The 25,302-nt window shown below is 28.1% G+C and carries 29 protein-coding genes; 27 read left to right on the plus strand and 2 right to left on the minus strand.

The features are described 5' to 3' along the window. Nucleotides 1-3: 3 nt before the first annotated feature. Nucleotides 4-1,383, minus strand: coding sequence for a peptide MFS transporter (locus WJW32_RS09240; protein ID WP_340257605.1), 1,380 nt, complete (start codon nucleotides 1,381-1,383; stop codon nucleotides 4-6). A 217-nt stretch (nucleotides 1,384-1,600) separates the two neighbouring features. Here WJW32_RS09240 and WJW32_RS09245 point away from each other — a divergent pair, with 217 nt between their 5' ends. The 4 genes from WJW32_RS09245 to WJW32_RS09260 all read left to right on the plus strand — a co-directional run bounded on the left by WJW32_RS09245 (nucleotide 1,601) and on the right by WJW32_RS09260 (nucleotide 5,346). Next, nucleotides 1,601-2,530, plus strand: a complete 930-nt coding sequence (locus WJW32_RS09245; RefSeq protein ID WP_340257607.1) for a M15 family metallopeptidase — start codon at nucleotides 1,601-1,603, stop codon at nucleotides 2,528-2,530. A 130-nt stretch (nucleotides 2,531-2,660) separates the two neighbouring features. After that, nucleotides 2,661-2,849 carry a hypothetical protein gene (locus tag WJW32_RS09250; protein ID WP_340257609.1) on the plus strand — a complete coding sequence of 63 codons (189 nt, stop codon included), beginning with the start codon at nucleotides 2,661-2,663 and terminating at the stop codon, nucleotides 2,847-2,849. Nucleotides 2,850-3,530: 681 nt separating this feature from the next. Beyond that, nucleotides 3,531-4,913: a peptide MFS transporter gene (locus WJW32_RS09255; RefSeq protein ID WP_340257611.1), complete on the plus strand. Its 1,383-nt coding sequence runs from the start codon at nucleotides 3,531-3,533 to the stop codon at nucleotides 4,911-4,913. A gap of 136 nt (nucleotides 4,914-5,049) precedes the next feature. Next, nucleotides 5,050-5,346, plus strand: a complete 297-nt coding sequence (locus WJW32_RS09260) for a YerC/YecD family TrpR-related protein (protein WP_340257612.1) — start codon at nucleotides 5,050-5,052, stop codon at nucleotides 5,344-5,346. Nucleotides 5,347-5,356: 10 nt separating this feature from the next. Here WJW32_RS09260 and WJW32_RS09265 read toward each other — a convergent pair whose 3' ends face one another. Further along, nucleotides 5,357-6,508 carry an MFS transporter gene (locus tag WJW32_RS09265; protein ID WP_340257613.1) on the minus strand — a complete coding sequence of 384 codons (1,152 nt, stop codon included), beginning with the start codon at nucleotides 6,506-6,508 and terminating at the stop codon, nucleotides 5,357-5,359. A gap of 715 nt (nucleotides 6,509-7,223) precedes the next feature. On the opposite strand from WJW32_RS09265, the gene flgB reads away from it, so the two are divergent. Genes flgB through fliR form a run of 23 tightly spaced genes read left to right on the plus strand, consistent with a single transcriptional unit; the run spans nucleotide 7,224 to nucleotide 25,299 of the window. Continuing rightward, nucleotides 7,224-7,625: a flagellar basal body rod protein FlgB gene (flgB, locus tag WJW32_RS09270; protein WP_340257615.1), complete on the plus strand. Its 402-nt coding sequence runs from the start codon at nucleotides 7,224-7,226 to the stop codon at nucleotides 7,623-7,625. A gap of 1 nt (nucleotide 7,626) precedes the next feature. Then, nucleotides 7,627-8,070: a flagellar basal body rod protein FlgC gene (flgC, locus tag WJW32_RS09275; RefSeq protein WP_340257616.1), complete on the plus strand. Its 444-nt coding sequence runs from the start codon at nucleotides 7,627-7,629 to the stop codon at nucleotides 8,068-8,070. 14 nt (nucleotides 8,071-8,084) lie between these two features. After that, complete coding sequence (gene fliE / locus WJW32_RS09280; protein WP_340257618.1) at nucleotides 8,085-8,384, plus strand: flagellar hook-basal body complex protein FliE; 300 nt, start codon at nucleotides 8,085-8,087, stop codon at nucleotides 8,382-8,384. Between the two features lie 31 nt (nucleotides 8,385-8,415). After that, nucleotides 8,416-9,963, plus strand: a complete 1,548-nt coding sequence (gene fliF / locus WJW32_RS09285; RefSeq protein ID WP_340257620.1) for a flagellar basal-body MS-ring/collar protein FliF — start codon at nucleotides 8,416-8,418, stop codon at nucleotides 9,961-9,963. Nucleotides 9,964-9,976: 13 nt separating this feature from the next. Next, nucleotides 9,977-10,993, plus strand: coding sequence for a flagellar motor switch protein FliG (fliG, locus tag WJW32_RS09290; RefSeq protein ID WP_340257621.1), 1,017 nt, complete (start codon nucleotides 9,977-9,979; stop codon nucleotides 10,991-10,993). After that, entirely contained in the window at nucleotides 10,986-11,765 is a 780-nt protein-coding gene (locus WJW32_RS09295; protein ID WP_340257623.1) for a FliH/SctL family protein, read from the plus strand. The genes fliG and WJW32_RS09295 overlap by 8 nt, the downstream gene beginning before the upstream one ends. Nucleotides 11,766-11,778: 13 nt before the next feature. Then, a complete protein-coding gene (gene fliI, locus WJW32_RS09300; protein ID WP_340257625.1) occupies nucleotides 11,779-13,095 on the plus strand; it encodes a flagellar protein export ATPase FliI in 1,317 nt (438 codons plus the stop codon). 11 nt (nucleotides 13,096-13,106) lie between these two features. Beyond that, complete coding sequence (gene fliJ, locus WJW32_RS09305) at nucleotides 13,107-13,547, plus strand: flagellar export protein FliJ (RefSeq protein ID WP_340257626.1); 441 nt, start codon at nucleotides 13,107-13,109, stop codon at nucleotides 13,545-13,547. Between the two features lie 9 nt (nucleotides 13,548-13,556). Continuing rightward, on the plus strand, nucleotides 13,557-14,798 hold the full coding sequence (locus WJW32_RS09310; RefSeq protein WP_340257628.1) for a hypothetical protein: 1,242 nt from the start codon (nucleotides 13,557-13,559) through the stop codon (nucleotides 14,796-14,798). A 17-nt stretch (nucleotides 14,799-14,815) separates the two neighbouring features. Then, on the plus strand, nucleotides 14,816-16,162 hold the full coding sequence (locus WJW32_RS09315) for a flagellar hook-length control protein FliK (RefSeq protein WP_340257630.1): 1,347 nt from the start codon (nucleotides 14,816-14,818) through the stop codon (nucleotides 16,160-16,162). An 11-nt stretch (nucleotides 16,163-16,173) separates the two neighbouring features. After that, nucleotides 16,174-16,869, plus strand: coding sequence for a flagellar hook capping FlgD N-terminal domain-containing protein (locus WJW32_RS09320; RefSeq protein WP_340257631.1), 696 nt, complete (start codon nucleotides 16,174-16,176; stop codon nucleotides 16,867-16,869). A gap of 49 nt (nucleotides 16,870-16,918) precedes the next feature. After that, on the plus strand, nucleotides 16,919-18,448 hold the full coding sequence (locus WJW32_RS09325) for a flagellar hook protein FlgE (protein WP_340257633.1): 1,530 nt from the start codon (nucleotides 16,919-16,921) through the stop codon (nucleotides 18,446-18,448). A 9-nt stretch (nucleotides 18,449-18,457) separates the two neighbouring features. Then, a complete protein-coding gene (locus WJW32_RS09330) occupies nucleotides 18,458-18,664 on the plus strand; it encodes a flagellar FlbD family protein (RefSeq protein ID WP_340257634.1) in 207 nt (68 codons plus the stop codon). Between the two features lie 3 nt (nucleotides 18,665-18,667). Then, entirely contained in the window at nucleotides 18,668-19,441 is a 774-nt protein-coding gene (locus WJW32_RS09335; protein ID WP_340257636.1) for a flagellar motor protein, read from the plus strand. A gap of 1 nt (nucleotide 19,442) precedes the next feature. Beyond that, on the plus strand, nucleotides 19,443-20,168 hold the full coding sequence (locus WJW32_RS09340) for a flagellar motor protein MotB (protein ID WP_340257637.1): 726 nt from the start codon (nucleotides 19,443-19,445) through the stop codon (nucleotides 20,166-20,168). A 34-nt stretch (nucleotides 20,169-20,202) separates the two neighbouring features. Beyond that, nucleotides 20,203-20,619: a flagellar basal body-associated FliL family protein gene (locus WJW32_RS09345; RefSeq protein ID WP_340257639.1), complete on the plus strand. Its 417-nt coding sequence runs from the start codon at nucleotides 20,203-20,205 to the stop codon at nucleotides 20,617-20,619. 15 nt (nucleotides 20,620-20,634) lie between these two features. Beyond that, nucleotides 20,635-21,639 carry a flagellar motor switch protein FliM gene (fliM, locus tag WJW32_RS09350; RefSeq protein WP_340257640.1) on the plus strand — a complete coding sequence of 335 codons (1,005 nt, stop codon included), beginning with the start codon at nucleotides 20,635-20,637 and terminating at the stop codon, nucleotides 21,637-21,639. Beyond that, nucleotides 21,629-22,777: a flagellar motor switch phosphatase FliY gene (gene fliY, locus WJW32_RS09355; RefSeq protein ID WP_340257642.1), complete on the plus strand. Its 1,149-nt coding sequence runs from the start codon at nucleotides 21,629-21,631 to the stop codon at nucleotides 22,775-22,777. The genes fliM and fliY overlap by 11 nt, the downstream gene beginning before the upstream one ends. 46 nt (nucleotides 22,778-22,823) lie before the next feature. After that, complete coding sequence (locus tag WJW32_RS09360; protein WP_340257643.1) at nucleotides 22,824-23,186, plus strand: response regulator; 363 nt, start codon at nucleotides 22,824-22,826, stop codon at nucleotides 23,184-23,186. A 5-nt stretch (nucleotides 23,187-23,191) separates the two neighbouring features. Continuing rightward, a complete protein-coding gene (locus WJW32_RS09365) occupies nucleotides 23,192-23,473 on the plus strand; it encodes a hypothetical protein (RefSeq protein ID WP_340257645.1) in 282 nt (93 codons plus the stop codon). Beyond that, the gene (gene fliP / locus WJW32_RS09370; RefSeq protein WP_445330228.1) at nucleotides 23,460-24,215 is read left to right on the plus strand and encodes a flagellar type III secretion system pore protein FliP; all 756 of its coding nucleotides are present in this window, start codon (nucleotides 23,460-23,462) and stop codon (nucleotides 24,213-24,215) included. Before WJW32_RS09365 ends, fliP begins: the two co-directional genes overlap by 14 nt. A 15-nt stretch (nucleotides 24,216-24,230) precedes the next feature. Next, the gene (gene fliQ / locus WJW32_RS09375) at nucleotides 24,231-24,500 is read left to right on the plus strand and encodes a flagellar biosynthesis protein FliQ (RefSeq protein ID WP_340257646.1); all 270 of its coding nucleotides are present in this window, start codon (nucleotides 24,231-24,233) and stop codon (nucleotides 24,498-24,500) included. Between the two features lie 13 nt (nucleotides 24,501-24,513). Beyond that, nucleotides 24,514-25,299, plus strand: coding sequence for a flagellar biosynthetic protein FliR (fliR, locus tag WJW32_RS09380; protein ID WP_340257648.1), 786 nt, complete (start codon nucleotides 24,514-24,516; stop codon nucleotides 25,297-25,299). Nucleotides 25,300-25,302 lie beyond the last annotated feature (3 nt).

Here is a 25,302-nt window from a genome sequence, read left to right on the forward strand (position 1 = left end):
TTATTACTCCATCATTGATATGAGTTTTTTATTTAATAACAATAAAACAAATCCTAACAATATAGATCCAACTGCTATAGTTCCGAAAATCTGCATATGAGTAAAGGTATCCATTACAGAAGCTACCATTCCTGCAACCTTATTTGCAACGGCACTACTTAGTAGCCAAACTCCCATTAAAAAAGAAGCGAGTTTTGGAGGAGATAATTTACTAACCATTGAAAGACCTACTGGAGATAAGCAAAGTTCTCCTACAGTGTGTAACAAATATGCACCTATAAGCCATAACATATTAGCTTTTACAGCAACATCATTTCCAGCTGATCCTCTTTGTAAAACAGCTCCTACCATTAATAAGAAACCTAAACCAAGTAAAACAAGACCGATTGACATCTTTTGAGGAGTAGATAAGTCCCCTTGTTTTCTTTTTGATAATTTAATCCATAAAGCGCCCATTATAGGACCTAAAGTAACACAAAATACAGGGTTTAATGATTGGAACCATGTGATTGGAACTAAGAATCCTCCAATATCTCTATTTATAAAATCTCTTGTATATATAGTAAGTGAAGCGCCGGCTTGTTCAAATCCAGCCCAGAAAAATATTACAAAGAATGATAGTATAAATATTGAAGCAACTCTTTTCTTTTCTTGATGAGTTAATGGATGATTATCACTAGCTTTTTTAGTATTTGAAGATTTAGTAACAGGATGTTTTCCGATATCACCTAAATATTTGTTAGCAAGGCACATAAATCCTATTTGACCTAAAACCATACCTATACCTGATACCAAGAAACCGTATCTATACGCATAGGATATAATTTCGCCACCTGACTTTTGAGCAAATAATTGTTCTGCTATTGCTCCACATATTAATGGAGCGAAAAAAGCACCTATATTTATGGCCATATAAAATATCGTATAAGCTGCATCTTTTCTAGCATCAGTTTTATCATATAAATTTCCTACAATAGCAGACATATTAGGTTTAAAAAAACCATTTCCTAATATTAAAAGTAAAAGTGCTAGATATAACATTGATTTGGTGTGAGTTGCAAATAAAGCAAACTGACCAAACATAATTAAAAAACCACCTATAATGATAGCTTTTCTATGACCTAAATATCTGTCTGCTAACCATCCACCTATAAGTGGGGTTAGATAAACCATACCTGTAAAATTACCGTAAATGATACCCGCAGACTTGGTATCGAAACCAAGACCACCTTTTACAAGCTGTGTTGTTAAAAATAACATTAAAAGGCCTCTCATACCGTAATAACTAAATCTTTCCCACATTTCAGTAAAACAAATTACATAAAGACCTATGGGATGTTTCTTTGACTGATCAAGTTTTTTTGATACAGACGAATTTGGCATATTACTCCCTCCTAGATTGTTTGATTAAAAATATCTTAAAAAAAGATAATTTTATATATTATTTTAACATTATGTGTAAAAAATAACAATCTAAATGTTGAAAAATTCAAAAAATAAAAAAGGTTAAATTTGGTCTAAATATACATACAATTAAAGATAATAATAATATAAATGTCTTTTAACGAGTAATAAATATATAAGGGAGGTATAAATTTAAATGAAAAGAATGTGTACTTTTTTTGTTATAGGTATATTATTTATAGGTGTATTTTTTATATATTCAAATAATAAAGATTATAAAGTTTTCAAAAATGAAAATGATAAAAAATATAATATAGATATGAAAAGAAATATATTATCGCTAATGATGGGATATGGTGAACATATTGTAGATATTGATAAATCCAATGATAAGATATATTTAATAATGAAATCTGGAAATAAAATACTATATGATGACAAAAAAAATAAGACTATTCAAGAAAAAATAAATAATCCGGATTTACAAGATATGATGGAAGAAGGATATAATTTAAATTGTATATACGACATAGCGAATAATGACCCTGGTAGAATAAGGCATTATCAATTATTAAAAGAAGTATATGGCAATACAAAAAAAGAAATAGAAGTTAATTTGAAAAATTTAAGATTTGGAAATAAATACTATGCATTTAATGATAAGAATAATGCTTATAAAAATTTAAATAAATCTATAAATGAAGTTATAAATATTTGTAAGGCTGATAATAGAATATATAAATATATGTATCCTATAAGTGGAACTTTTAACTATAGAGTTATATCTGGGACTAGCAGATTAAGTCCTCACTCATTTGGAATAGCTATTGATTTGGCTAGTGATAAGAGTGATTATTGGAAATGGGCATCAAAAGAAGCAGGACAAAATAGATTGAAATCCTATCCAAGTAATCTTGTTAGAATATTTGAAAATAATAACTTTATATGGGGTGGAAAATGGAAACATTTTGATATACTGCATTTTGAATATAGACCAGAATTTATATATAAAGCAAAACATTTTAATGATGATCTAGATGAATGTAAATATTGGTATGATGGAGTTGATATAAAAGATGAGAAGACAAAATTTTATATAAAGTTAATAAATAATAAAATAAAATGATATTAGAATACAGATTAAATGCAAAAGCTATAAGTATATGAAAAGCATGAAGTTAAAAAATAACAATATATTATTATTGTTTTGTGGAAGTTTAATATATGTAGTAGAGAGGATAGAAGGCCCTAAATGATTGTGTTACTCATCTTCAGAAGAATTATCAAATTTCGGAGTGGTTACGAAATTGTATCATAAAGTTCTTAACATTGACATTGAAAATAAAAAAAATATTGTGAATTTAAAGATAGATGAAAGCTTTGAAGATGATTTCGATAAATTGATAATTAATATACGGTCTTGTCCTATAATATCAATGGAATAAAATTAGAGAATATAGTATTATATAAAAATTTATAATTCAAAAGATATAATTAAAAAATTTAAAGAGGCTAAAAATATTGTCGGTGTTGTCTATATAGATGTGAGGCGTTTTAATAAAATAGAAAAATGTTACATTAACACATATTCAAAATACAATATTAAATAAATATTTAGATTTGAATATAATAATAAAGAAGAAGGGGAATTTATTAAGCATTCAGTAAATTTGGAATTGGTTCAAATGTTTTAATATTTTAAAGGTTGCTTATGATGAAAAATATCAAATAATAGTAGGTGCACAGAATTTTAATAAGTCTCGGAATATACTAAATTCAGCCGGTTTAGAAAGTTGGATTTAGTAAATAAAGAAAGAAGTCTTTATAAAAAAATAAAGACTTCTTTTTCATTCTATTTGTTTAGCTTATACAAAAAAATATAGAATATATAGAAAAAACAATATATATAAAATAAAGAAAATGTATTAAAAAGATAAATCAAGATAAAGAAAATAACTAATATAAGAAAAATTAAGAATATAGTGTGAAAAAGCTAGGTTATTGTAAATAAAATAATAAAATGTTAATATCGTATGTAAAATAATATTTTATTATATTTTAAAACGAAATTTAAGTTTATAAAAACTTAAATTTTGAAAAAAATCAAATAGAAAGAGGAGATTACAATGACTTTAGCTCAAAATCAAGAAGAAAACGTTGTAGAACAAAGTAAAAAACATCCTCCTGGGTTGTATATGCTATTTTTTACTGAAATGTGGGAAAGGTTTAGCTACTATGGTATGAGAGCACTTCTTATAATGTATCTAACTACTGAATTGGTACAAGGTGGACTGGGTATTGAAAAAAGTACAGCAGCTCTTATATATGGATGGTTTACTGGTCTTGTGTATTTCACCCCTATAATAGGTGGGTATATTTCTGATAAATATTTAGGGCAAAGAAAAGCCATTACAATAGGTGGTATAACTATGGCTCTTGGACAATTCGCTTTATTTTCACAACAAAGTAAAACGTTTTTATATTTAGGATTATTTTTGCTTATAATAGGAAATGGTTTTTTTAAACCGAATATATCTACTTTAGTTGGAAAATTATATCCGGATGGAGATAAAAGAAGAGATGCTGCATTTACAATATTCTACATGGGAATAAATGTTGGTGCATTTCTAGCGCCTTTAGTATGTGGAACTTTAGCAGAAAGCACTTTTGCAAGAAGACAAGGTGATATGATTGTTCACTATGGATTCAAATATGGATTTCTAGCAGCTGCTATAGGAATGGTTTTAGGACAGATTGTATTTAATTTACTTGCTAATAAATACCTTGGAGATATAGGTAAAGCACCTGTAGCTATAAAAGATAAGAACAATAAAGAAAAAATAGATAGACCTCTTACGAAGAAAGAAAAAGAGAGAACAACAGTTATATTCATATTAGCTACATTTGTTGTAGTGTTTTGGGCTGGATTTGAACAAGCTGGAAGTTCGCTTACTATATATACTCAGGACTACATAAATAGAAATATAGGATCTTTTGAAGTACCGGTATCTTGGTTCCAATCATTAAATCCTTTTTTCATAGTGTTACTTGCACCTGTTTTATCTAAGATTTGGATAACGTTATCCAAAAGAGAGCAAGGGGATTTAAAGATACCTGTTAAGATGGCGTTGGGTTTAATTTTGCTAGGTTTAGGATTTTTATTAATGGTAGGAGCTGTTTTACAAAGAGGAGGATCTGATGATATAGCTATAAAAGCTAATATGATGTGGCTTGTTGGCGCATACTTATTCCACACTTTAGGAGAACTTTGCTTGTCTCCGGTAGGACTTTCTATGGTTAGTTCTATAGCACCGGTTAAATATGCATCAGCTCTTATGGGAGTTTGGTTATTAAGTAGTTTTGTTGCACAAATAGTTGGAGGGTATATAGCTTCTTACGTAGAAAAACTTGGTCACTTACAGATATTCGGTGGAATAGCAGTTGTTTCTATTGTAGTAGGTTTACTATTAATAACTTTAAATAAGAAATTAGTATCTATGATGGAGTAAAAAAAGATGATTTAATCATCTTTTTTTTGTATATTTATATTTAAATATGAACAAATATATATAAATTGTTATATTCGCATAAAAATGATAGTATAATATAGATGGTAAACTTATTTATGAGGAGATGGGAATTTAAATGGATTATAATTCGAAATTAAAAGACAAACACATAGATACTCTATTTGAAGTTATACTAAAAATCAATACTATAGAGGAATGTTATATGTTCTTTGAAGATATATGTACGGTAAAAGAATTAAAATCTATATCACAAAGGTTACAAGTAGCAAAAATGTTAAGAAACAACAAAACGTATACGGAAATAGAAGAAAATACAGGAGCCAGTACAGCTACTATAAGTAGAGTTAGCAGGTGTTTAAATTATGGAGCAAATGGATATAATATTATGCTTGATAGAATGGATCAGAAATAGAAACCTTATATTATAAGATTTCTATTTTTTTGAATATATTAGTATAGAAAAATAAAGATAAACTTAGAGCTATAGGTATTAGTGAAAAAGCTATATATGGTGATAAAGAAGTGGATAAAATGCCCATCAGACTATTCATAAGCATATTTATAACAGAAACAAATGATAATATTAATCCCATTATATATGAAGTATTTTCTTTAAATGCTTGTCCTATTATAGTTATTGTAGTTGGAAAAATTATTGAAAAGAAAAATCCTGAAAGTGATATTAATATTACAAAATTAGATTTCAATAAATATCCACTCAAAAATAAGATTAATGACATCGATAAATAAATTAGCATAGATTTTTTTATACCTAATCTATGAACTACAAAACCTCCTGTTAATCTTCCTAAAGTGAATACTAGAAAGAAAACAGCAGAATAGTGAGTTGCTTTGTCTATTGTAAAATTATATGAAGTTTGTGCAAAGTTAACAAACCAATTTAAAAAGCCTACTTCGGAAAAAACATATAGACCTTGTGCAAATATGAATAATAAAACTAGTTTATTTTTTAAAGTCTTAATTATATTTAATTTCAGGTTTACAGGTTCAACCTTTGGAAATTTAGTAAATAATATAAAAACTAGAGATAATAACATTAATCCACTGTTTATTAAGAAAATATCTCTAAAAGTAAAACCTTTTAGAATCATATTTCCAGAGAATTTTTGACTTATACTAACTCCTAAGCCGTAAAAAAAGTGAGTAAGGTTTATAAGTATTGTGCTATAAGTAACAAATAAAATTGGAGATACAGAATTCACTGATATCCCTTGAAGACCTGTACCGACGTTTGTTATAAATACAGAAATTAGCAATATTGTAAAAGTAGGAGAGATAGATGTTATAAGGTAAGAAATACCTATTATTATAGTGGAAAAAACAAGAATTTTTTTTTGTCCAAATTTAGAACAAAGGATACCTCCTGCGTAGGTTGAAATTATGTATCCGAATATTGAAAGAGAGAACATAAGACCTATTGAGGAGTCAGAAATTTGGAATACTTCCTTAAATTGAGAAACAAATACTCCTTTTATACTTTCGCAAAAACCTATAGTAAGCATGTTGAGAAAAATAAAAAATATTGCTGGTTTGTATTTTATGTTTTTTATCATGGTTATTGTCCTTTCTAAATTTGTTGGTTTATTGAAATAAAAATAGATTAACACAAATTTATTATAAAGTCTACATTATATATCTTTTCGTTTGTATATTTAAATATATAAGATAATAAACAATTAATCCCATTTGGGTTTAATATTGTCAAAAATGTAGGATAAAGTATATAATTATTAGAGTTGATAAATGGACAAAAACATACAAAGGATGATATAATTCTATGTAGAAAAATGTTTTTTGTCTTATAATCGTTAGTAAAATTAAATTTAAAATACTTGATTGGTAAATTAAATAAGTTAAGATATAGAAATTTTTATCCGGAATATAAAACTCTTAAAATTCTATCCTCCTTAAAATTGGAGATAAGAACTTAATGGTTTCTAGATTAGCTTAACTAAAAATTCAATCTTAATTAAATTTTATTTCATATAATAATTTTAAAACACGAATTTTATTACTTGTCGATGCAATAAATAAAATATAACATTTATTGTATTTATTGCGAATTTTAAGTAGTGTAGATTGGAATTTTAGGTTGTTTTGGGTTGTAATGGGTAATTGTGGGCAATGTGTTGAATAATAATTAGGAAATTAGTAGTATTTTATTAAAATTATATTGTGAATAGTTTAAGCCTTAGGTAATATATATATAAGCAGTTTATAAAAAGGCTATAAAATATAAAACTTAGGAAAAAACTAGAAGGGGGAAATATGAAACTGAATGATAATATAAACTTATTGAGTAAAAGTCTTGATGCATATTCTATTAGACAAAATGCTATAAATAACAATATATCAAATTCTAATACTCCTAATTACAAAAGAAAGGATGTTGAATTTGATAAAATACTAAGAAAAATGACAAATGAAAATGAGATAAATATAAAAACAACTGATCCTAAACATATAGGAAATGATGTTAGAAATATGGATTTAAACCCAAAAATTATCGTTGATAAGAATACAAAATCGAGACTTGATGGAAATAATGTAGATATAGATGTAGAAATGGCAGAGTTAAGCAAAAACTACATAAAATATAATGTAGTAAGTCAACAGATAACAAGTGCATTTAAAAGATATAAAAATGCAATAAATGGAGGAGGTAGATAATATGTCATTATTTGGATCTATAAATATAAGTTCTTCGGGTCTAACTGCGGAAAGGTTAAGAATGGATATAATATCTAAAAACATAGCCAATGCTAACACAACAAGAACAGCAAATGGAACTCCATATAAAAGACAAGTAGTTACATTTAAAGCAGCTGAAACAGAGTCTTTTAAAACACATTTAAATAAACATATGAATAAAAATAATGATATAGGAAATGGAGTGGAGGTAACTGGTGTAAAAGAAGATCAGAGTTCGTTTAAAAGGGTTTATGATCCAGGGCATCCAGATGCTGATAAAAAAGGATATGTTTTAATGCCAAATGTTAATATAGTAACGGAAATGGTAAATATGATTTCTGCTACAAGAGCTTATGAAGCAAATGTAACTGCATTAAATTCAAGTAAAAGTATGATGATGAAGGCGTTAGAGATTGGTAGATAAAGGGGTGTAGTATTGTGCAAGTTCAAGGTGGGAAAATTCATAACCTAACTATCGGTAGTACAGAAAATAACATTAAAAAGTCTGCTGATTCAAAAATAGAGTTTAAGGACTTCTTAAACAAAGCAGTTTATTCTGTAAGTGATATGGAGAAAAAATCAGATGAAATGAATTTGAAGTTTATAAGTGGAGAAGTTGATAATATTCATGAAGTTATGATTGCAACACAAAAGGCAGATATAGCGATACAAACATTTACAGAAGTAAAAAGCAAGATAATGGATGCGTATAAGGAAATTATGAGAATACAAATATAGCAATATACCTAGCTTGGAATGAGGTGTATAAATGGGTGAAAATTTTTTGAAAATAAAAGAAGCTGTAGTTAAGTTTTTAAATAAATATACTAAAAAACAAAAAATAAATGTATTTATTGGATTTATATTGATATTAATTATAAGTACACTAACTATATTAAATATAACAAAACCTGAATATAGTGTTTTGTATAAAGATTTGGATATAAAAGAATCTGCAAATATAACCAAAAATCTAGATGAACTCCAAATTGATTATAAGATAAATGATGAGGGGACTATACTAGTTAAGAAAGATCAGATAAACAAAATAAAAATGGATTTATCGACAAAAGGTATACCTAGTACTAAATTTTCATACGATGATTTATTAAATAAAAATACAATGTTTATGAGTGAAGATGAAAAAGATAAAGCTTTTAACTACGCTCTTCAAAATCAAATAGGATCTGTTATAGAAGAAATGCCTGCTATTAAAAAAGCTGATGTTAATTTGAGTATACCAAAAGACTCTACATTTATATTAGACGAAAATAAAGAAAATGCTAAGGCATCTGTAGTAATAGAGTTAAATGATGGTTTTAGTTTAAATAAGCAAAGTATAGAAGGTATAGCATTTTTAGTATCTAATTCTGTTCAAGGATTAAGTGTTGAAAATATAACGATTCATGATTCTACTGGACGAGTTCTTAATAAAAAAGATAATGAAGGGTCTTATGAATCTACAAATCAGTTAGAGATTCAAAACAAAGTGAAAGAGGATATTGAAAATAATTTAGTGGAATTTTTATCTACTATATATGGATATGGTAATGTATCTGTTATGGCTAGTGTTAAACTTAATTTTGATACTGATATAACTGAAACAAAAGAATATAGTACTCCTATAGAAGGAGAAGAAAACGGTCTTATAAGAAGTATGAAAGAAAAAAATGAATCAGTTAAGAATTCTCAAAATGGAGGAGTACCAGGAACTGATAGTAATACTGAAGAAATAACTAAGTATCAACAAGAAGAAAGTGGGGATTCTGCATATAATGATTTTGATAAAACTGTAAATTATGAACTTAATGAAATAGTTAGAAAAGTTGAAAAAGCTAAAGGACAGATACAAGATATAACCGTAGCAGTAGTGCTTAATAGTGAGATATTACCTGACAAAGAACTGACTGAGGAAAAGAAAAAAGAAATAGTCGGTTCAGTGTCTAGTGCTGCAGGAATAGACACTAAAAGAGTGGAGGTATATGCACAATCATTTAATAATACTTTAAATGAAGGTGTAGATGAAATAGACAAAGGAAAGTCGAATATGCCTATTTGGACTATTGTATTAATAATATTGCTTATATTAATACCTGTATTTATATGTATATTATATATTATCAAACTAAAAAAAGAAAAAGAAAAAGAAGTAAAGATGGAAGAAGAATCTCAAAATATAAATATAATGCAAGAAGAAATAGAGGAATTAGAATTAGATATAAAAGAGTCTGGATATAAAAAGAGTATAGAAAATCTTGTTAATAAAAATCCGGAAATAGTAGCTCAGCTATTAAAAAGCTGGATAGATGAGGAATAAGAGGTGATTGAGTTTGGCAAAGAAAAGTAAAAATGAGATAAATGGTAAGCAAAAAGCAGCTATACTCTTAATAACACTTGGACCTGAATATTCTGCTAAAATGTTTAAATATTTATCTGAAGAAGAAATAGAAGAGATAACACTAGAAATTGCTAATATGAAAAAAGTAGAATCGGAAGTGAAAGAAAAAATATTGCAAGAGTTTTATGAAGTTTGTTTAGCACAAGAGGTTATATCAGAGGGTGGAATAGGATATGCAAAAGATGTATTAGAAAAGGCTTTAGGTCATGATAAGGCTCTAGAAATTATTAATAGATTAACAGCATCATTACAAGTTAAACCTTTTGATTTTGCAAGAAAGGCTGATCCGTCTCAAATTGTGAATTTCATACAAAATGAACATCCTCAAACTATAGCGTTAATATTATCGTATTTAGACTCTGAAAAATCCGGTCAGATACTTTCGAGTCTTTCTCATGATAAGCAATCTGAAGTTGCAAGAAGAATTGCTACTATGGATAGAACTTATCCAGAGGTTATAAAAGAAATAGAATTAGTTCTTGAAAATAAATTGTCAAATCTTGTTACGGAAGACCATACAACTGTTGGTGGAGTTCAGTCTATTGTTGATATATTAAATTCTGTGGATAGAGGAACTGAAAAGTATATTATGGAAGATCTTGAAATGTCAGATCCTGAACTTGCAGAAGATATTAAAAAGAGAATGTTTGTATTTGAGGACATTATTACACTTGATAATGTATCTATACAAAGGTTTATTAGAGAAATTGATAATAATGAGCTTGCAGTTGCGTTAAAAGGTGCAACACAAGAGGTTGCAGAACTTATATTCTCTAATATGTCAAAACGATTAGCGGACATGATAAAAGAGGATATGGAATTTATGGGTCCTGTTAGATTGAAAGATGTAGAAGAGGCTCAACAGAAAATTGTTAATAACATACGAAAACTAGAAGAATCTGGAGAAATAGTAATCTCAAGAGGTGGAGGAGATGAACTAATTGTCTAGAATTATAAAACATAATCAAGTCAATATTAGTGAAGAAAAAATTGTTGGGTTTGAATCTCCAAAAGTTATAGAGGATAACCAAACATACGAAAAAAATTTAAAAATAGAAAACGAAATAAATAATCTCATCTTAAAAAAAAATGATGTTTTGAAAGAAATAGAACTTATAAAACAAAATGCTATAAAAGAAAAAAATAATATAATAGAAACAGCTAACAAAGAATATGAAAATATTATAAGTTCAGCTAATGAAAAGGCAAAATTAGAGTTAGATAAGCATAAACAAGAAGGTTATCAAAAAGGTTATGAGGAAGGTTTTGAATACGGACAACAAAAAAGTATAGATAAGTATGAAGCAGAAATAGATGAGGCTATTAATATAAAAAACAATGTTATTCAATGGAAAAAAGATCAGATAGATAAACTAGAAAAAGATATTATAGATTTAGTAATAAATTCAGTTGATAAGATTATTAAAGTGAAACTAGAGGAAAATGATGAGATAATATTAAATCTTATAAAAGAAGCTCTGAATAAATTGACTTTCACTGAAAAGTTGATAGTTAGAGTGAGTGGCGAGGATTTTGAAAAAGTTAACTCATCAAGAGATAAGATACTTGCTATGTCAGGGTATATAGAAGATATTCAAATAAAAGTAGACAAGTCTCTTGAAAAGGGTGATTTAATCATAGACACTAACGCAGGAACTGTTAATCCAAGTATAAAGAATCAATTTGAAATAATAAAAGAAGAATTTTTAAGTCTAGTTTAGGATGATGATAATAATGAAGTCTATAGATGTATCTAAATATTTTCAAAAATTGGAAGAAGTTAATTTGATTCAGTATACAGGAAGGGTATCTCAAGTCGTAGGTCTTACTATAGAGTCGAAAGGACCTGCTGTAAAACTGGGAGAATTATGCTTTATATACCCTATAAAATCTGAAAAATCAATATTAGCTGAAGTTGTAGGATTTAAATCAGAAACTGTACTATTAATGCCTCTTGGAGAAATGGATGGAATAGGACCAGGAAGTAAGGTTATAGCCAGTGGGCATGGGCTTGAGGTGAAGGTTGGAGAAGAATTGTTAGGAAGAGTTTTAGATGGACTAGGAAATCCTATAGATGATAAAGAAAAATTAAATCTAAAACTTAATTATCCTGTTATGAATCAACCTCCGAACCCACTTAAAAGAGAAAAAATAGATACACCTCTGCCTTTAGGAGTGAAGGCTTTAGACGGTATATTAACATGTGGTAAAGGGCAAAGAATAGGTATATTTGCGGGTTCTGGAGTAGGTAAATCAACACTTTTAGGAATGATTGCTAGAAACACAAAGGCAGATATAAATGTAATAGCACTAGTAGGAGAAAGAGGAAGAGAAGTAAGAGAATTTATAGAAAATGATTTACAAGAAGAGGGGTTGAAGAGATCGGTATTAGTAATTGCAACATCAGATCAACCACCCCTAGTTAGGATGAAAGGTGCATTACTTGCAACTTCTATAGCAGAATACTTTAGAGATATGGGTAAAAATGTAATACTTATGATGGATTCTTTAACTCGTTTTTCTATGGCGCAAAGGGAAGTAGGACTTGCTATAGGAGAACCTCCTGTTACAAAAGGGTATACACCATCTGTTTTTGCAGTATTACCAAAACTTTTAGAAAGAGCAGGAAACTCAGATAAAGGATCTATTACAGGTTTGTATACTGTTCTTGTAGATGGTGATGATATGAATGAGCCTATAGCTGACGCTGTAAGAGGAATACTTGATGGACACGTGGTATTGTCAAGAAACCTTGCTAATAAAAATCATTACCCTGCTATAGAGGTATTATCAAGTGCAAGTAGAGTTATGAGTAATATAACAAATAAAGCGCATATACAGGCTGCTAATAAACTCAAAGACCTGTTAGCAACCTATAGAGAAGCTGAAGATTTGATAAATATAGGTGCTTATGCACCAGGATCTAATTCTAAAATTGATATGGCTATACAGAAAATAGACGAGATTAATTCTTTTCTGAAACAGTGGACACACGACAAATTTGAATATGATGATGTTATAAGCAGTTTACTTAATATGTTTAAAGAATAGAGGTGTGTTTATTGAAATATAAATTTAGGTTTGAAAAAATATTAGAAATAAAAGAAAAACTAGAAGAAAATAAGAAAATGGAAATAAATGAAATTAATAATATGATTGATAATATTAAACTTCAAATAGAAGAACTAAATAAAATTAAAGAAACTAAAAATTGTCAGATTAAAGAAAATATGAATGCTGGGACTAGTATTAACGAGATAAAGCTTATGAATGAATTTATACATTTGATAAATATAAAAATTAGAAATTTATTTGAAAATTTAAAATCAGCTCAAAATAAATTGGATGTAAAAAAAAATGAGTACATACAAATTATGAGAGAGAAAAAGACTTTTGAAAAAATAAAAGAAAAAGATATTGTTAAATTTAATGAAAAAATTAAAAAAGAAGAGGAAAAGTTTGTAGATCAGATAGTTACATTTAAACACAGTATGAGTAACTAGGAGGAAGATATGGAAGAAAATGTACAAGAAATGGACAAACCTAAAAAGAAAAAAAGAATACCTCTAATGGTAATAGGTGTTTTGCTCACAACTTTTGCAATTCTTTATTATACAAATACTCAGATAAGTACAATGACTAATAATATTTTTAAAAAATTACCTATTGTCGGTGAGCGTTTTGAACAAATACCATCTTTGAAAGAGAAAGAAGAAAGAAAGAATAAACTAGCAAGATATTATTTAACACTAGATGAAGATAGAGCTATTGATAAACTAATAATTATGGAAAAAGAAGATAAAAAATTATACGAAGATATAATTATGAAAATGAAAAAATATGATTTATCGTCTACTAATGAATTAGTTCAAAAAATAAGAGATAAAAAAATTAAAAAAGATATACTTCAAAGAGAAATAGATTCAATAGAACAAGAAAGAGCATTATATATTGAAGAACTTTCTAAAAATTATACAAAACTAGGGTTGTTAGGAACTATTCAAGGTTTAGAACAAAATATAATAGATTTAAATTTAAATTTTGAAGATGCTGCAAAAATCATCGAAAAGTTCAAACCTGAATATGGTGCAAAAGTACTGTATTATATGGATCAAAATATATCCCAGAGTATAAACGAAAACTTATCTCAAAAATATTTTAAAGATATACAAAATCAAACTCAATTATATAAAAAGTATATATATGATATGAAGACTTTATCCGATATATATTCAAATAAAAATATTGAAGAAGCAAGTATGCAATTACAGAATAAAAATGCGTATTCAGCACAAAATTTGGGTACTATATTTGCTAATATGGATTATTTGCAAGCAAGTAAGATACTTTGTGAATTTGAAGATAGTGATTATTTGGATAGTGTTTTAAAAGAAATAAAGCTTTTTGAGCAACTAAATGAAAATGAAGAAACTGTTAAAGGTATATCTGAAGATATAAATAATACATTGAAGGTGTTGGAGGTATATAAAAGGGATTTAAAAACTCTAAAATTATCTTATGAAAAGATGAACTCAACAGAGGTATCTGATTTAGTAAATGAAATGACATCAAGTAAACCAAAATATAAAGAATATAAAATAGATGAAGAAAAAAGTTTTATAATAACAGAAGAAGATCTTATGATAGAAGTTTTAAAACAATTAAAACCTAAATTATTATCTGAAGTTATATCAAATTTAGATAATAAAAAATCAGCAGAAATAAGCAGAAAAATAGGATTACCAAAACAATAAAAAAGGGGGGAGAACTATTGAATAATTTAATGCCTATAAATTTTAATATGACAAAAGATTATATAAAAAAATCGAATAAAAAAGATAATGTGAATGATAAATTGGATTTTAGAAAAAAACTAGATTTTCATTCAAAAAAAAATGATAATAAGGACATAAATACTAATAAAAAAAATGAAAAAAAAGATATAAGAAAAGATATTAAGAAACAAGATAAAGAAGAAATAAGTACTGAAGTTAAAGACATTAAGAAACAAGATAAAGAAGATATAAGTACTGAAGTTAAAGATATTAACGAATCTGAAGTACTCAATGTTGATGAAAATAAAAATATAGTAATTGATGAAAAGCAAACTAAAGAAGATTTAGAAAATATAATGTCTATTTTGCAAAGTCTTAATATAGAAGTTGATAATAAAAAAGAAATGGAAAATATCCAAAAAAATATTGATGAACTAATTGAAAAAATTGATAATGGGCAAATAAATATCGAAGATTTTGAAAAGATGTTCATAAAATTAGAAGATGCTGATTTCATACCTAAAGAAGTAAAATCGGAAATATTAAATAAATTAGAATTAATAGGTGATCAAAAGAATATTAACTCAAAATATATAAAAATAGATGATGTGAATGTTGAAAAAGATACAAATGGTGATGAAAATATAAAAGAAGATCATAGAAAAATAGAAGAAGATGGCACAAAACACGAAAACTTACAAAATAAAAATTTGAATTTAAATGAAATAAATAAAGATTTAAATCAAAATACAAGTTATAATCAAGATGAAGATTTAGATAACATAAATAAAAATTTTTTAATAAAAGATAGACAAGATGAAACAGAAGATGTATTGAATTTCCAAAATCTAAATGTCGGTAAGATAACGAGTGGAATAAAGACAATTACAGGTCCTTCAATTAAGAACCAGATGAGCAATATAGATTCTTATAATATAATTAAGCAAATTACAAAAGAAAGTAGAATAATTACAAATAAAAATAATTCAAGTATACAGATGCAGTTAGAACCAGAACATTTAGGCAAGTTGACACTTAAGGTTGTATTAGAAAGAGGAATTTTAAGTGCTAAATTTATGGCAGAAAATGAAGAGGTAAAAACAGCTATAGAGGATAATATGGAGGCACTTAAGAATAGTCTTTCTGAACAAGGTATTACTATACAAAGTTTAAGTGTATCTGTAAACAGTCAAGGGGATCTTAATAAGCATAAAAACATATTAGAAGCTATGGCTTATAATAAAAAAATAAGTAAAAATATAGATATAGAATTAGATGAACAGCAGAATGAAATAGAAAATCCATATCTTTTTGAAGATGATAACTTCAATGGATTAGCATAGGGAGGAATATAATGTCGGATATAACAGGTGTTGGATACAATAATTTCACAAAATATACTGGCTCGGGGAAGGTGATTTCTCCCGATAATACTAAGGTTGATTCAAAAAATGAAACTACAACTACAACTGCAACTGCAGCTACAAACGCAATTAAAACTGCAACCAAAAAAAATGGAGACCTTGGAAAAGATGATTTTTTACATCTACTGACAACTCAGTTAAAATATCAAGACCCTTTAAAGCCTATGGAGGATAAGGAATTTATATCTCAAATGGCACAGTTTAGTTCTCTTGAACAAATGACGAACTTGAACACATCATTTCAAGATGTATTTGAAGGTATAAAATCTTTAAATAATAACTTTGTAACTGCGAATAAGAATGTAGAAGAACAAATAGATGAACTTATAAAAGAATTAAAAGATTTAAGTGGTAATTGGTGTGATATAACAAATAGTCAAATAGGTGAGCTGAAAAATAAAAGTATAGACGAAATTCCAGCGAATACAACAGCACAACAATTAATTGATGGATTAACAATACCAAATGAAGCAATAGCAAAAATATATGACAAAGATGGAAATGCTGTAGCAGATAGTACGAAGCTAACTTCAGATATGAAATTGGTAATAAAATTAGAAAATGAAGATGGTACTACAAAAGAAAAAAAATACGATATAAATGTCAAAGATCAAATAATAGAATAGTATAAAATTATTAGCACTTAATTAATAAGTTCTGGGGAGGTAATTTATTATGATGAGATCAATGTATTCCGCAGTATCAAGTTTAAAAGCACATCAAACAAAAATGGATGTTATAGGTAATAATATAGCAAACGTAAACACTGTAGGTTTTAAAGGATCGAGAGTTACATTTAAGGAGACTTTTGCACAAACTGTAAAAGGAGCAGGAGGAGCACAAGATGGTCGTGGAGGTACTAATCCTATGCAAATAGGACTTGGTGCAGATGTCGCATCTATTGATGTACTTCAAAGAAGAGGAGCTGTTGAGAGAACTGACAATACAACAGATCTTATGATAAATGGTGAAGGTTACTTCATGGTATCTGATGATACTAACTTTTTAAATAGATATTATACAAGAGCGGGAAACTTTTCAATAGACGGTGGTGGAAATTTAGTTACTCAAGATGGATATAAGGTACTTGGATATATGGCAGATGAGACAGGAAGACTTAAAAGTAGTATAGAAGGATTAAAAATAGATAAATCAGTAGTATATCCACCTCAAGCTACTAAACCATCAGTTCCTCTGATAGCAGGTGAGGAAATAGTTACATTTGGAGGTAATTTAGATTCTAACACTACTGCACTTACAGATTTAGATTTAGGCGCTACAACGGCGGATAAGGTAAAAGGAATTTTGCCGAAAGATGATACAAGTGGTGCAACGGAAGGTATTTATCAATATGACTCTAATTTATCAAAAACAGCAGGAAAACCTGTGTATTCTCAGAAAAATGATGAATTAAGTAAATCGTTGGGAAGAGAAACTACAATAGAAGTATTTGATGATTTTGGTAATGTACATCAAATAAAATTGGTATTTACTAAAAGATCAGTTGATACAGGTACGGGAGAAAGTACATGGGACGTAGATGGGATTTATATGGGAAGTGATGGATATATGTTAGCAAATGGAGAAACGACTGGTTGGACAGTAGATGCTACTAGTAAGGATGTCGCTCCTAAAACAGGAGCAGGTGGATTTAAAATGGATACATATACATTGACTTTTGATAAAAATGGGAAAGTAAAATCTTCATCAGATAAACTAAATATAGAAATAGGTAGTGACTTAACTAAGGGGGCGGATGCTCTTTCGTTTGATATAGATAAAGATAACTTAACTCAATTTGCTGATAAATCTAATGCAGGAGCAACTTTTATAAAAGGGTATAAGCAGGGAGCTTTAAGTGAATTTGCGGTAGCACCAAATGGAGAGGTTATAGGAGCTTTTGATAATGGACAAAGAAGAGTACTTGGAAGAGTTGGACTTGCAAACTTTAAAAATCCATCGGGACTTCAAAAGTTTCAATCAAATATGTTCTTAGAAACTAGAAACTCAGGAACTGCGAATATAGGAAAGCCTAGTCAAGATGGATTTGCAGAACTAAACCCAGGATCACTTGAAATGTCAAATGTAGACTTAGGACAAGAGTTTACCAATATGATTACTACACAAAGAGGTTTTCAGGCTAATTCAAGGGTTATAACTACAACTGACTCTATGATTGAAGAACTTGTAAACTTGAAGAGATAGTAGGACGATATGATAAAAGTAAAACGACTTAATGAAGAAGAGTTTGTAATAAATTGTGATTTGATAGAAACTATAGAAAAAACACCAGATACAGTAATAACTTTGACTAATGGACATAAATATGTAGTAAAAGAAGATGTAGATACTATAATTAAAAAGGTGAAAACTTTCAAAAAAGATATTATAAAAATAGTAGATGGCAGAAATGGGGTGTAGTACTTGGATTTAGGAACACTCATAGGTATAGTATTAGGGTTTGGTTTGATTATAGTTAGTATTTTATTAGGTGGAAGTTTAGGAGCATTTATAGATATTCCATCTATAATGATAGTTGTAGGAGGAACGGTAGCAGCTACTTTAGTTGCTTATCCTCTTCCTAAGGTTAAAGAAATAATGAAACTTACTCAAAAAGCATTTAAAGAGAGAAAAAGTAATCCAAATGAAGTTATAGAAAGTATGATTGAACTTGCAAATAAAGCTAGAAAAGAAGGATTATTGGCTCTTGAAGAATCATCTGCTGGAATAGATGATGATTTTATAAAAAAAGGAGTTATGTTGGTTGTAGATGGAACAGATCCAGATCTTGTGAGAACATTATTAGAAACTGAACTTGATTTTTTAGAGGAAAGGCATAAATCAGGTCAGGGATTATTTGAAACTATGGGAAGTTTTGCTCCTGCATTTGGTATGGTAGGTACACTTATAGGTCTTATAAATATGCTTAAAAAATTAGATGATCCATCATCGATTGGACCTGCTATGTCTGTTGCACTCTTGACAACTTTTTATGGATCTTTCTTGGCAAACATGATATTTATACCTATAGCGAATAAATTAAAAGTTAAGAGTAGAGAGGAGACTCTTGAAAGAGAAATTATCGTTGAAGGTCTTTTATCAATACAGGCTGGAGAAAACCCAAGAATAATAGAAGAAAAACTAAAAGCATTTTTACCTCCTTCTATGAGAACACAACTACAGGAAGGAGAAGCTTAATATGGCAAGAAAGAAAAAGCAAGAAGAAGCAAAACAGGGTGCACCTGAATGGATGGCTACTTATGGAGATATGGTAACTTTATTACTTTGTTTTTTTGTTTTGCTTTTTTCTATGTCATCAGTAGATGCTCAAAAGTTTCAATCTATAATACAGTCATTCAATGGATCTTTAGGCTTTTTAGATGGAGGAAAGACTTTGTCTAGTGAGCAGTATATAGATAAGGGGCTTAAAGATGATAAAAGTACAAACCAAAAAGAAGAAATCGAAAATTTTAATAATTTGGAAAAGGAAATCAAAAAATACTTAGATGAGAATAACTTAAATGAAGATGTTAAAGTTGTCAATGAAAATTCAGGTCTGCTTCTAAGATTTCAAGATAATGTATTGTTTAGTTCTGGAAGGGCAGAATTAAAACCAAAATCAGAAGTTACTTTAAAATATATATCGGATCTTTTAAATAAAAAAGAATTTAATGATAAGTTTATAAGAATAGAAGGACATACCGATAATGATCCTATAAAATACAGTTCAAAATACCCCACAAATTGGGAATTGTCTGTAGCAAGATCTAGTAACGTAGTTAGGTTTTTAGTGGAAGAAACGGGTATTAATCCAGAGCGTATTTCAGCATCAGGTTATAGTGAATATCATCCTGTTGTACCAAATACTTCACCTGAAAATAAAGCTAAAAATAGAAGAGTAGACATACTTATACTAAAAAATTAAAATAAATCAGCCAATAAAATTGGAGGCTTATACGATGAATACAAAAAAAATTATGATATTTTCAATCATAGGATTTATAATATCTTTATTAATATTTGGAGCCACACTATATTTCGTACATTTTAAAGATTTAGATAAATCCCAGCAAAATTTGAAAACATTCAATTATGATGCTGGTGAATTTTCTACTAATATGGGGGATTCAAACCATTATTTCAAAGGGAAGATTGTAATAGAATGTACGGATGAAAATGAGGTGGAAATAATGACAGAAAAAAATGTTATAATAAGAGATAGTATATTAAAAGTAATAATATCTCAAGATCCTGAAAAAATGACTAGTAATGAAGGGTTAGATAAATTAGAGCGAGAATTAATATCGAATTTATCCATAAACTTAGATTTAAAATCTATAAAAAATGTATATTTTACAGATTATATAGTTCAATAAAGGCAGGTGGAGTAGTTGTCTGAAATATTATCGCAAAGTGAAATAGATGCTTTGCTGGATGCTTTAAACACTGGAGAAGTAGATGTTGAAGAAATTCAAGAAGATACAAAAGAGAAAAAAATAAGAAAGTATGATTTCAAGAGCCCTAAAAAACTAGCAAAAGATCAATTGCGAACTCTTCATATAATACATGATAACTATTCCCGATTGTTAAATACTTTTTTATCTGGATATTTAAGAAGTTATGTCCAAATAGAGGTGCTTTCGGTAGAAGAACTATCCTACTATGAATTTAGTAACTCAATATCTAATCCAGCTATGTTGTCCATTATTGATTTAAGCCCTTTACCAGGACAAATGCTATATGAAATATCTACAGGACTTTCATTTTGCATTATAGACAGGATATTGGGAGGCGATGGAAACTATCAAGGAGAAATAAGAAGCTTTACAGAAATTGAAATCACTATACTTGCTAAGTTACTTAGACAAATTATAAAACTTTTTATTGAGCCGTGGGAGAATGTAATAGAACTTTCCCCTAAAGTTGACAAAATAGAAACTAATTCACAATTTGCACAAATTGTTTCTCCTAATGAAACTGTAGCTTTAATAACCCTAAAAGCTAAAATTGGAGAAGTTGAAGGTCTTATAAATATTTGTATACCACATATTGTTTTAGAACCTATTTTGCCAAAGTTGAGTACTAAGTTTTGGTTTTCAACTTCTTCCAATAATAAAAAAATAACACCAGAAGAAAAAGTAGTATTAGAAAAAAGGATAAAAAAAGCAGATTTAGATGTAATTGCTGAATTAGCTCAAACGAATATAACAGTCGAGGAATTTTTAAACCTTCAAATAGGTGATATTATAAATTTAGGAAAAGAAGTTAATGAACAGTTAGATATAAAAATTTCAGATAAATTAAAATTTAAAGGTTCTCCAGGTACTAAAAAAAATAAGTATGCTGTAAAGATAAGACAAGTCATTGAAAAGGGTGATGATAATTATGATGAATGATATGCTGTCACAAGAAGAAATCAATGCTCTTTTAAAGGGGAGCTTAGAAGAAGTTTCTTCTGAAGGTACAGATAAAGATAAAATTTTATTAAATGATATAGAAAAAGATGCTGTTGGAGAAATTGGAAATATAAGTATGGGAACTTCTGCTACAACTTTATTCACTTTGATAGGTCAGAAGGTAAGCATAACTACTCCAACTGTAGATATTGTTACTTTAAATGAAATGGCAAGTAAATATCCATTACCATTTGTTGCTGTTGAAGTAGGATATAAAGAGGGGCTAAGTGGAAGTAATTTATTGGTTTTAAAAGAGGAAGATGTTAAAGTAATAACTTCTCTTATGATGGGTGGAGATGGAGAAACTAATCTTCCTGGGGAATTAGATGAGATACACTTAAGTGCTATAAGTGAGGCTATGAATCAGATGATAGGTTCTTCTGCTACTGCACTATCGGATATGATATCGAAAAAAATAGATATAAGTCCACCTAAAGTTTATAAGGTGAATTTATCTAATAAAGATTATGATTTTAAATTTATGAAAAATGATGAAAAAATAGTGAGAATTTCATTCAAAATGACTATAGGTAATTTAGTGGATAGTAATATAATGCAACTTCTACCTATTGACTTTGCTAAGAGTTTGGTTGATAATATGTTATATGGGGATTCTGACGATTTATCATCAAATGAAGAAGTTAATAGTAGTAATAATAATGAACCTACTTTTACTGACAATAGTTATGTTCAAGAAGTATCTAATGTGACTCAAGAAAATACTTATAATCACAATAAACAACATATTGAGTCTCCTGTAAATGTTCAACCAGTGAAATTTGAGAGCTTTGAACCTCAAAATGTGAATTCAAATAATATGCCTGAAAATATAGATATAATTAAGGATGTATTATTAAATGTAACTGTAGAATTGGGAAGAACTAAAAAAAGTATAGATGATATATTAGAATTTTCTCCAGGTAAAATAATAGAACTAGATAAGTTAGTAGGAGAACCATTAGATATATTAGTTAATTCTAAAAAAGTGGCAAAAGGAGAAGTTGTAGTTATAGATGAAAATTATGGTATAAGAATAACTGATATTATAAAACCTGAAAAAAGATTAAGGTCAATATAATAAATAAAAGTAAAAGAGTGTAGTAATTTAAAGGAGGAATTTTGAAATGTCAAGAAGTATATTATTAGTAGATGATGCAGCTTTTATGAGAATGATGATTAAGGATATATTGGTTAAAAATGGTTATGAAGTCGTTGGTGAAGCTGAAAATGGATTAAAGGCAGTTGAAAAGTATAAGGAGTTGAAACCAGAACTTGTAATAATGGATATTACAATGCCTGAAGTAGATGGTATACAAGCTGTTAAAGAAATTAAAAAAATAGATCCGTCAGCTAGTATAATAATGTGTTCTGCTATGGGGCAACAAGCTATGGTAATTGAAGCTATTCAATCGGGGGCTAAAGATTTTATAGTTAAACCTTTCCAAGCGGATAGAGTACTAGAGGCAGTTAAAAAGGTTTTAGGATAAAAAATATGGATATAATCAACGCAATTATAAAAATACTAGGGTATATATGTATTTTTGTAATAATACTTTATTTGGCTCATATTACATCTAAATATTTAGCTAAAAAAAATGAGCTTATTAACAAAAACAAGAGTATTAAAATAAAAGAAAGACTCTTCGTAAATAAAGATAAAGAGTTGATTTTAATGACATATAAAAATAGAGAATATTTAATAGGGATTTCTCAAGATAAGTTCACTAAAATAGATACTTTTGAGAATAAGGATGATATAAGTGAAGAATTTTAAAAAAATTTTTTTTGTTGTTATAGCTTTTCTATGTACAACAAGTTTAACCTGGGGACAACCCGAAGTACCTAATATTTCATTACAGATAAATGGAACGACAGATCCTGGAAATTTGAGTAGTACTGTTGAGATAATATTATTATTTACAGTTCTTTCGTTATTGCCTAGTATAATAATAATGATGACTTCGTTTACTAGAATAATAATAGTTTTATCTTTCTTGAGAAATGCTTTAGCAACTCAACAAAATCCACCTACTCAAGTTTTAATTGGACTTGCTTTATTCTTAACATTTTTCATAATGGCTCCAGTTGGAACTGAAATTTATGATAATGCGTTAAATCCTTATTTTAATCAACAGATAAGTCAAGAAGAAGCTTTTGAAAAAGGTATGGAACCTGTAAGAAATTTTATGTTTAGGCAAACTAGAGAAAAAGACGTTTTGCTTTTTCTTGAAATAGCAAAGATAGAAAAAACAGATGATTTAAAAGTGGAAGATGTTCCAAACAGAGTTCTTATTCCCGCTTTTTTGATAAGTGAGCTTAAAACAGGTTTTCAGATGGGTTTTGTTCTTTTTATACCTTTTATAATTGTAGATATGGTTGTTGCAAGTACATTAATGTCTATGGGTATGATGATGTTACCTCCTGTAATGATATCTCTTCCATTTAAGATATTGTTATTTATACTGGTAGATGGTTGGAATTTGGTAGTTAAATCTATTGTATTAGGTTTTAAATAAAAGGGAAGTGAAAAAGTGGATGTAAGTTCTGCTGTTAATTTAGGGCAACAGGCTTTAACTATGATTTTAATGTTATCAGCTCCCATATTGATAATAAGTCTTATAGTTGGTCTATTGGTAAGTATATTTCAAGCCACAACGCAAATACAGGAAGCTACTTTGTCATTTATACCTAAAATTGTAGTTACATTTTTGGCATTAGCTTTATTAGGACATTGGATGATAAGTACTATAGTTAATTTTACTCAGAATTTATTTTTGAATTTTGACAAGTTTATGAAATAAAAGAGATGATAATATGAATGATGTTTTAAACCAAATATTAAATTATATAAATGTGTACATGCTAATATTAGCAAGGTGTATAGGTTTATTTATAGCATCACCTGTATTCGGAAGGAAAAACCTTCCGAATATTTTTAAATTAGGATTTTCAATAATATTAGCTTATATAGTATTACCATTTATAGATAGTTCTAATTTGGAATACATGACATTTTTGCAGATATTATTTTTAGCAATAAAAGAGTTGATAATAGGTTTAGTTATAGGATTTATAGCTTTTATAGTGTTCTCTACTTTTTTCTTAGCTGGATCTTTTATAGACAGAGATTTAGGGTTTAGTATGGCAAGTGTAGTAGACCCTCAATATGGATTTCAAGTACCTATTACGGGGAATTTGATTTATATAATAGCTACATTGATATTTCTAATAATTAATGGGCATCATTATTTAATAAAAGCTTTAGTCAACAGTTTTTATGTAATGCCTATTAATAGTAATATCAACTTAGATTCTAATAGTTTAAAGTTTGTAATAGATATATTCAATTATATATTTATTATGGCAATTAAAATATCAATACCTACAACTATAATAATACTATCTACAAATCTAATATTGGGTATATTAGCTAAAACTATGCCTCAGATGAATGTTTTTGTTGTTGGAATGCCCATTAAAGTAATATTGGGATTATTTATAATTTCTATTGTATTTCCATATTATGAACCTATAATGGAAACTATATTTAAGGACATGTATAAATTTATATTTAATATTACAAAAATACTCCAAGGATGAGAT

The organism is Tepidibacter sp. Z1-5 (assembly GCF_037844525.1).
Classification (GTDB): domain Bacteria; phylum Bacillota; class Clostridia; order Peptostreptococcales; family Peptostreptococcaceae; genus Tepidibacter_A.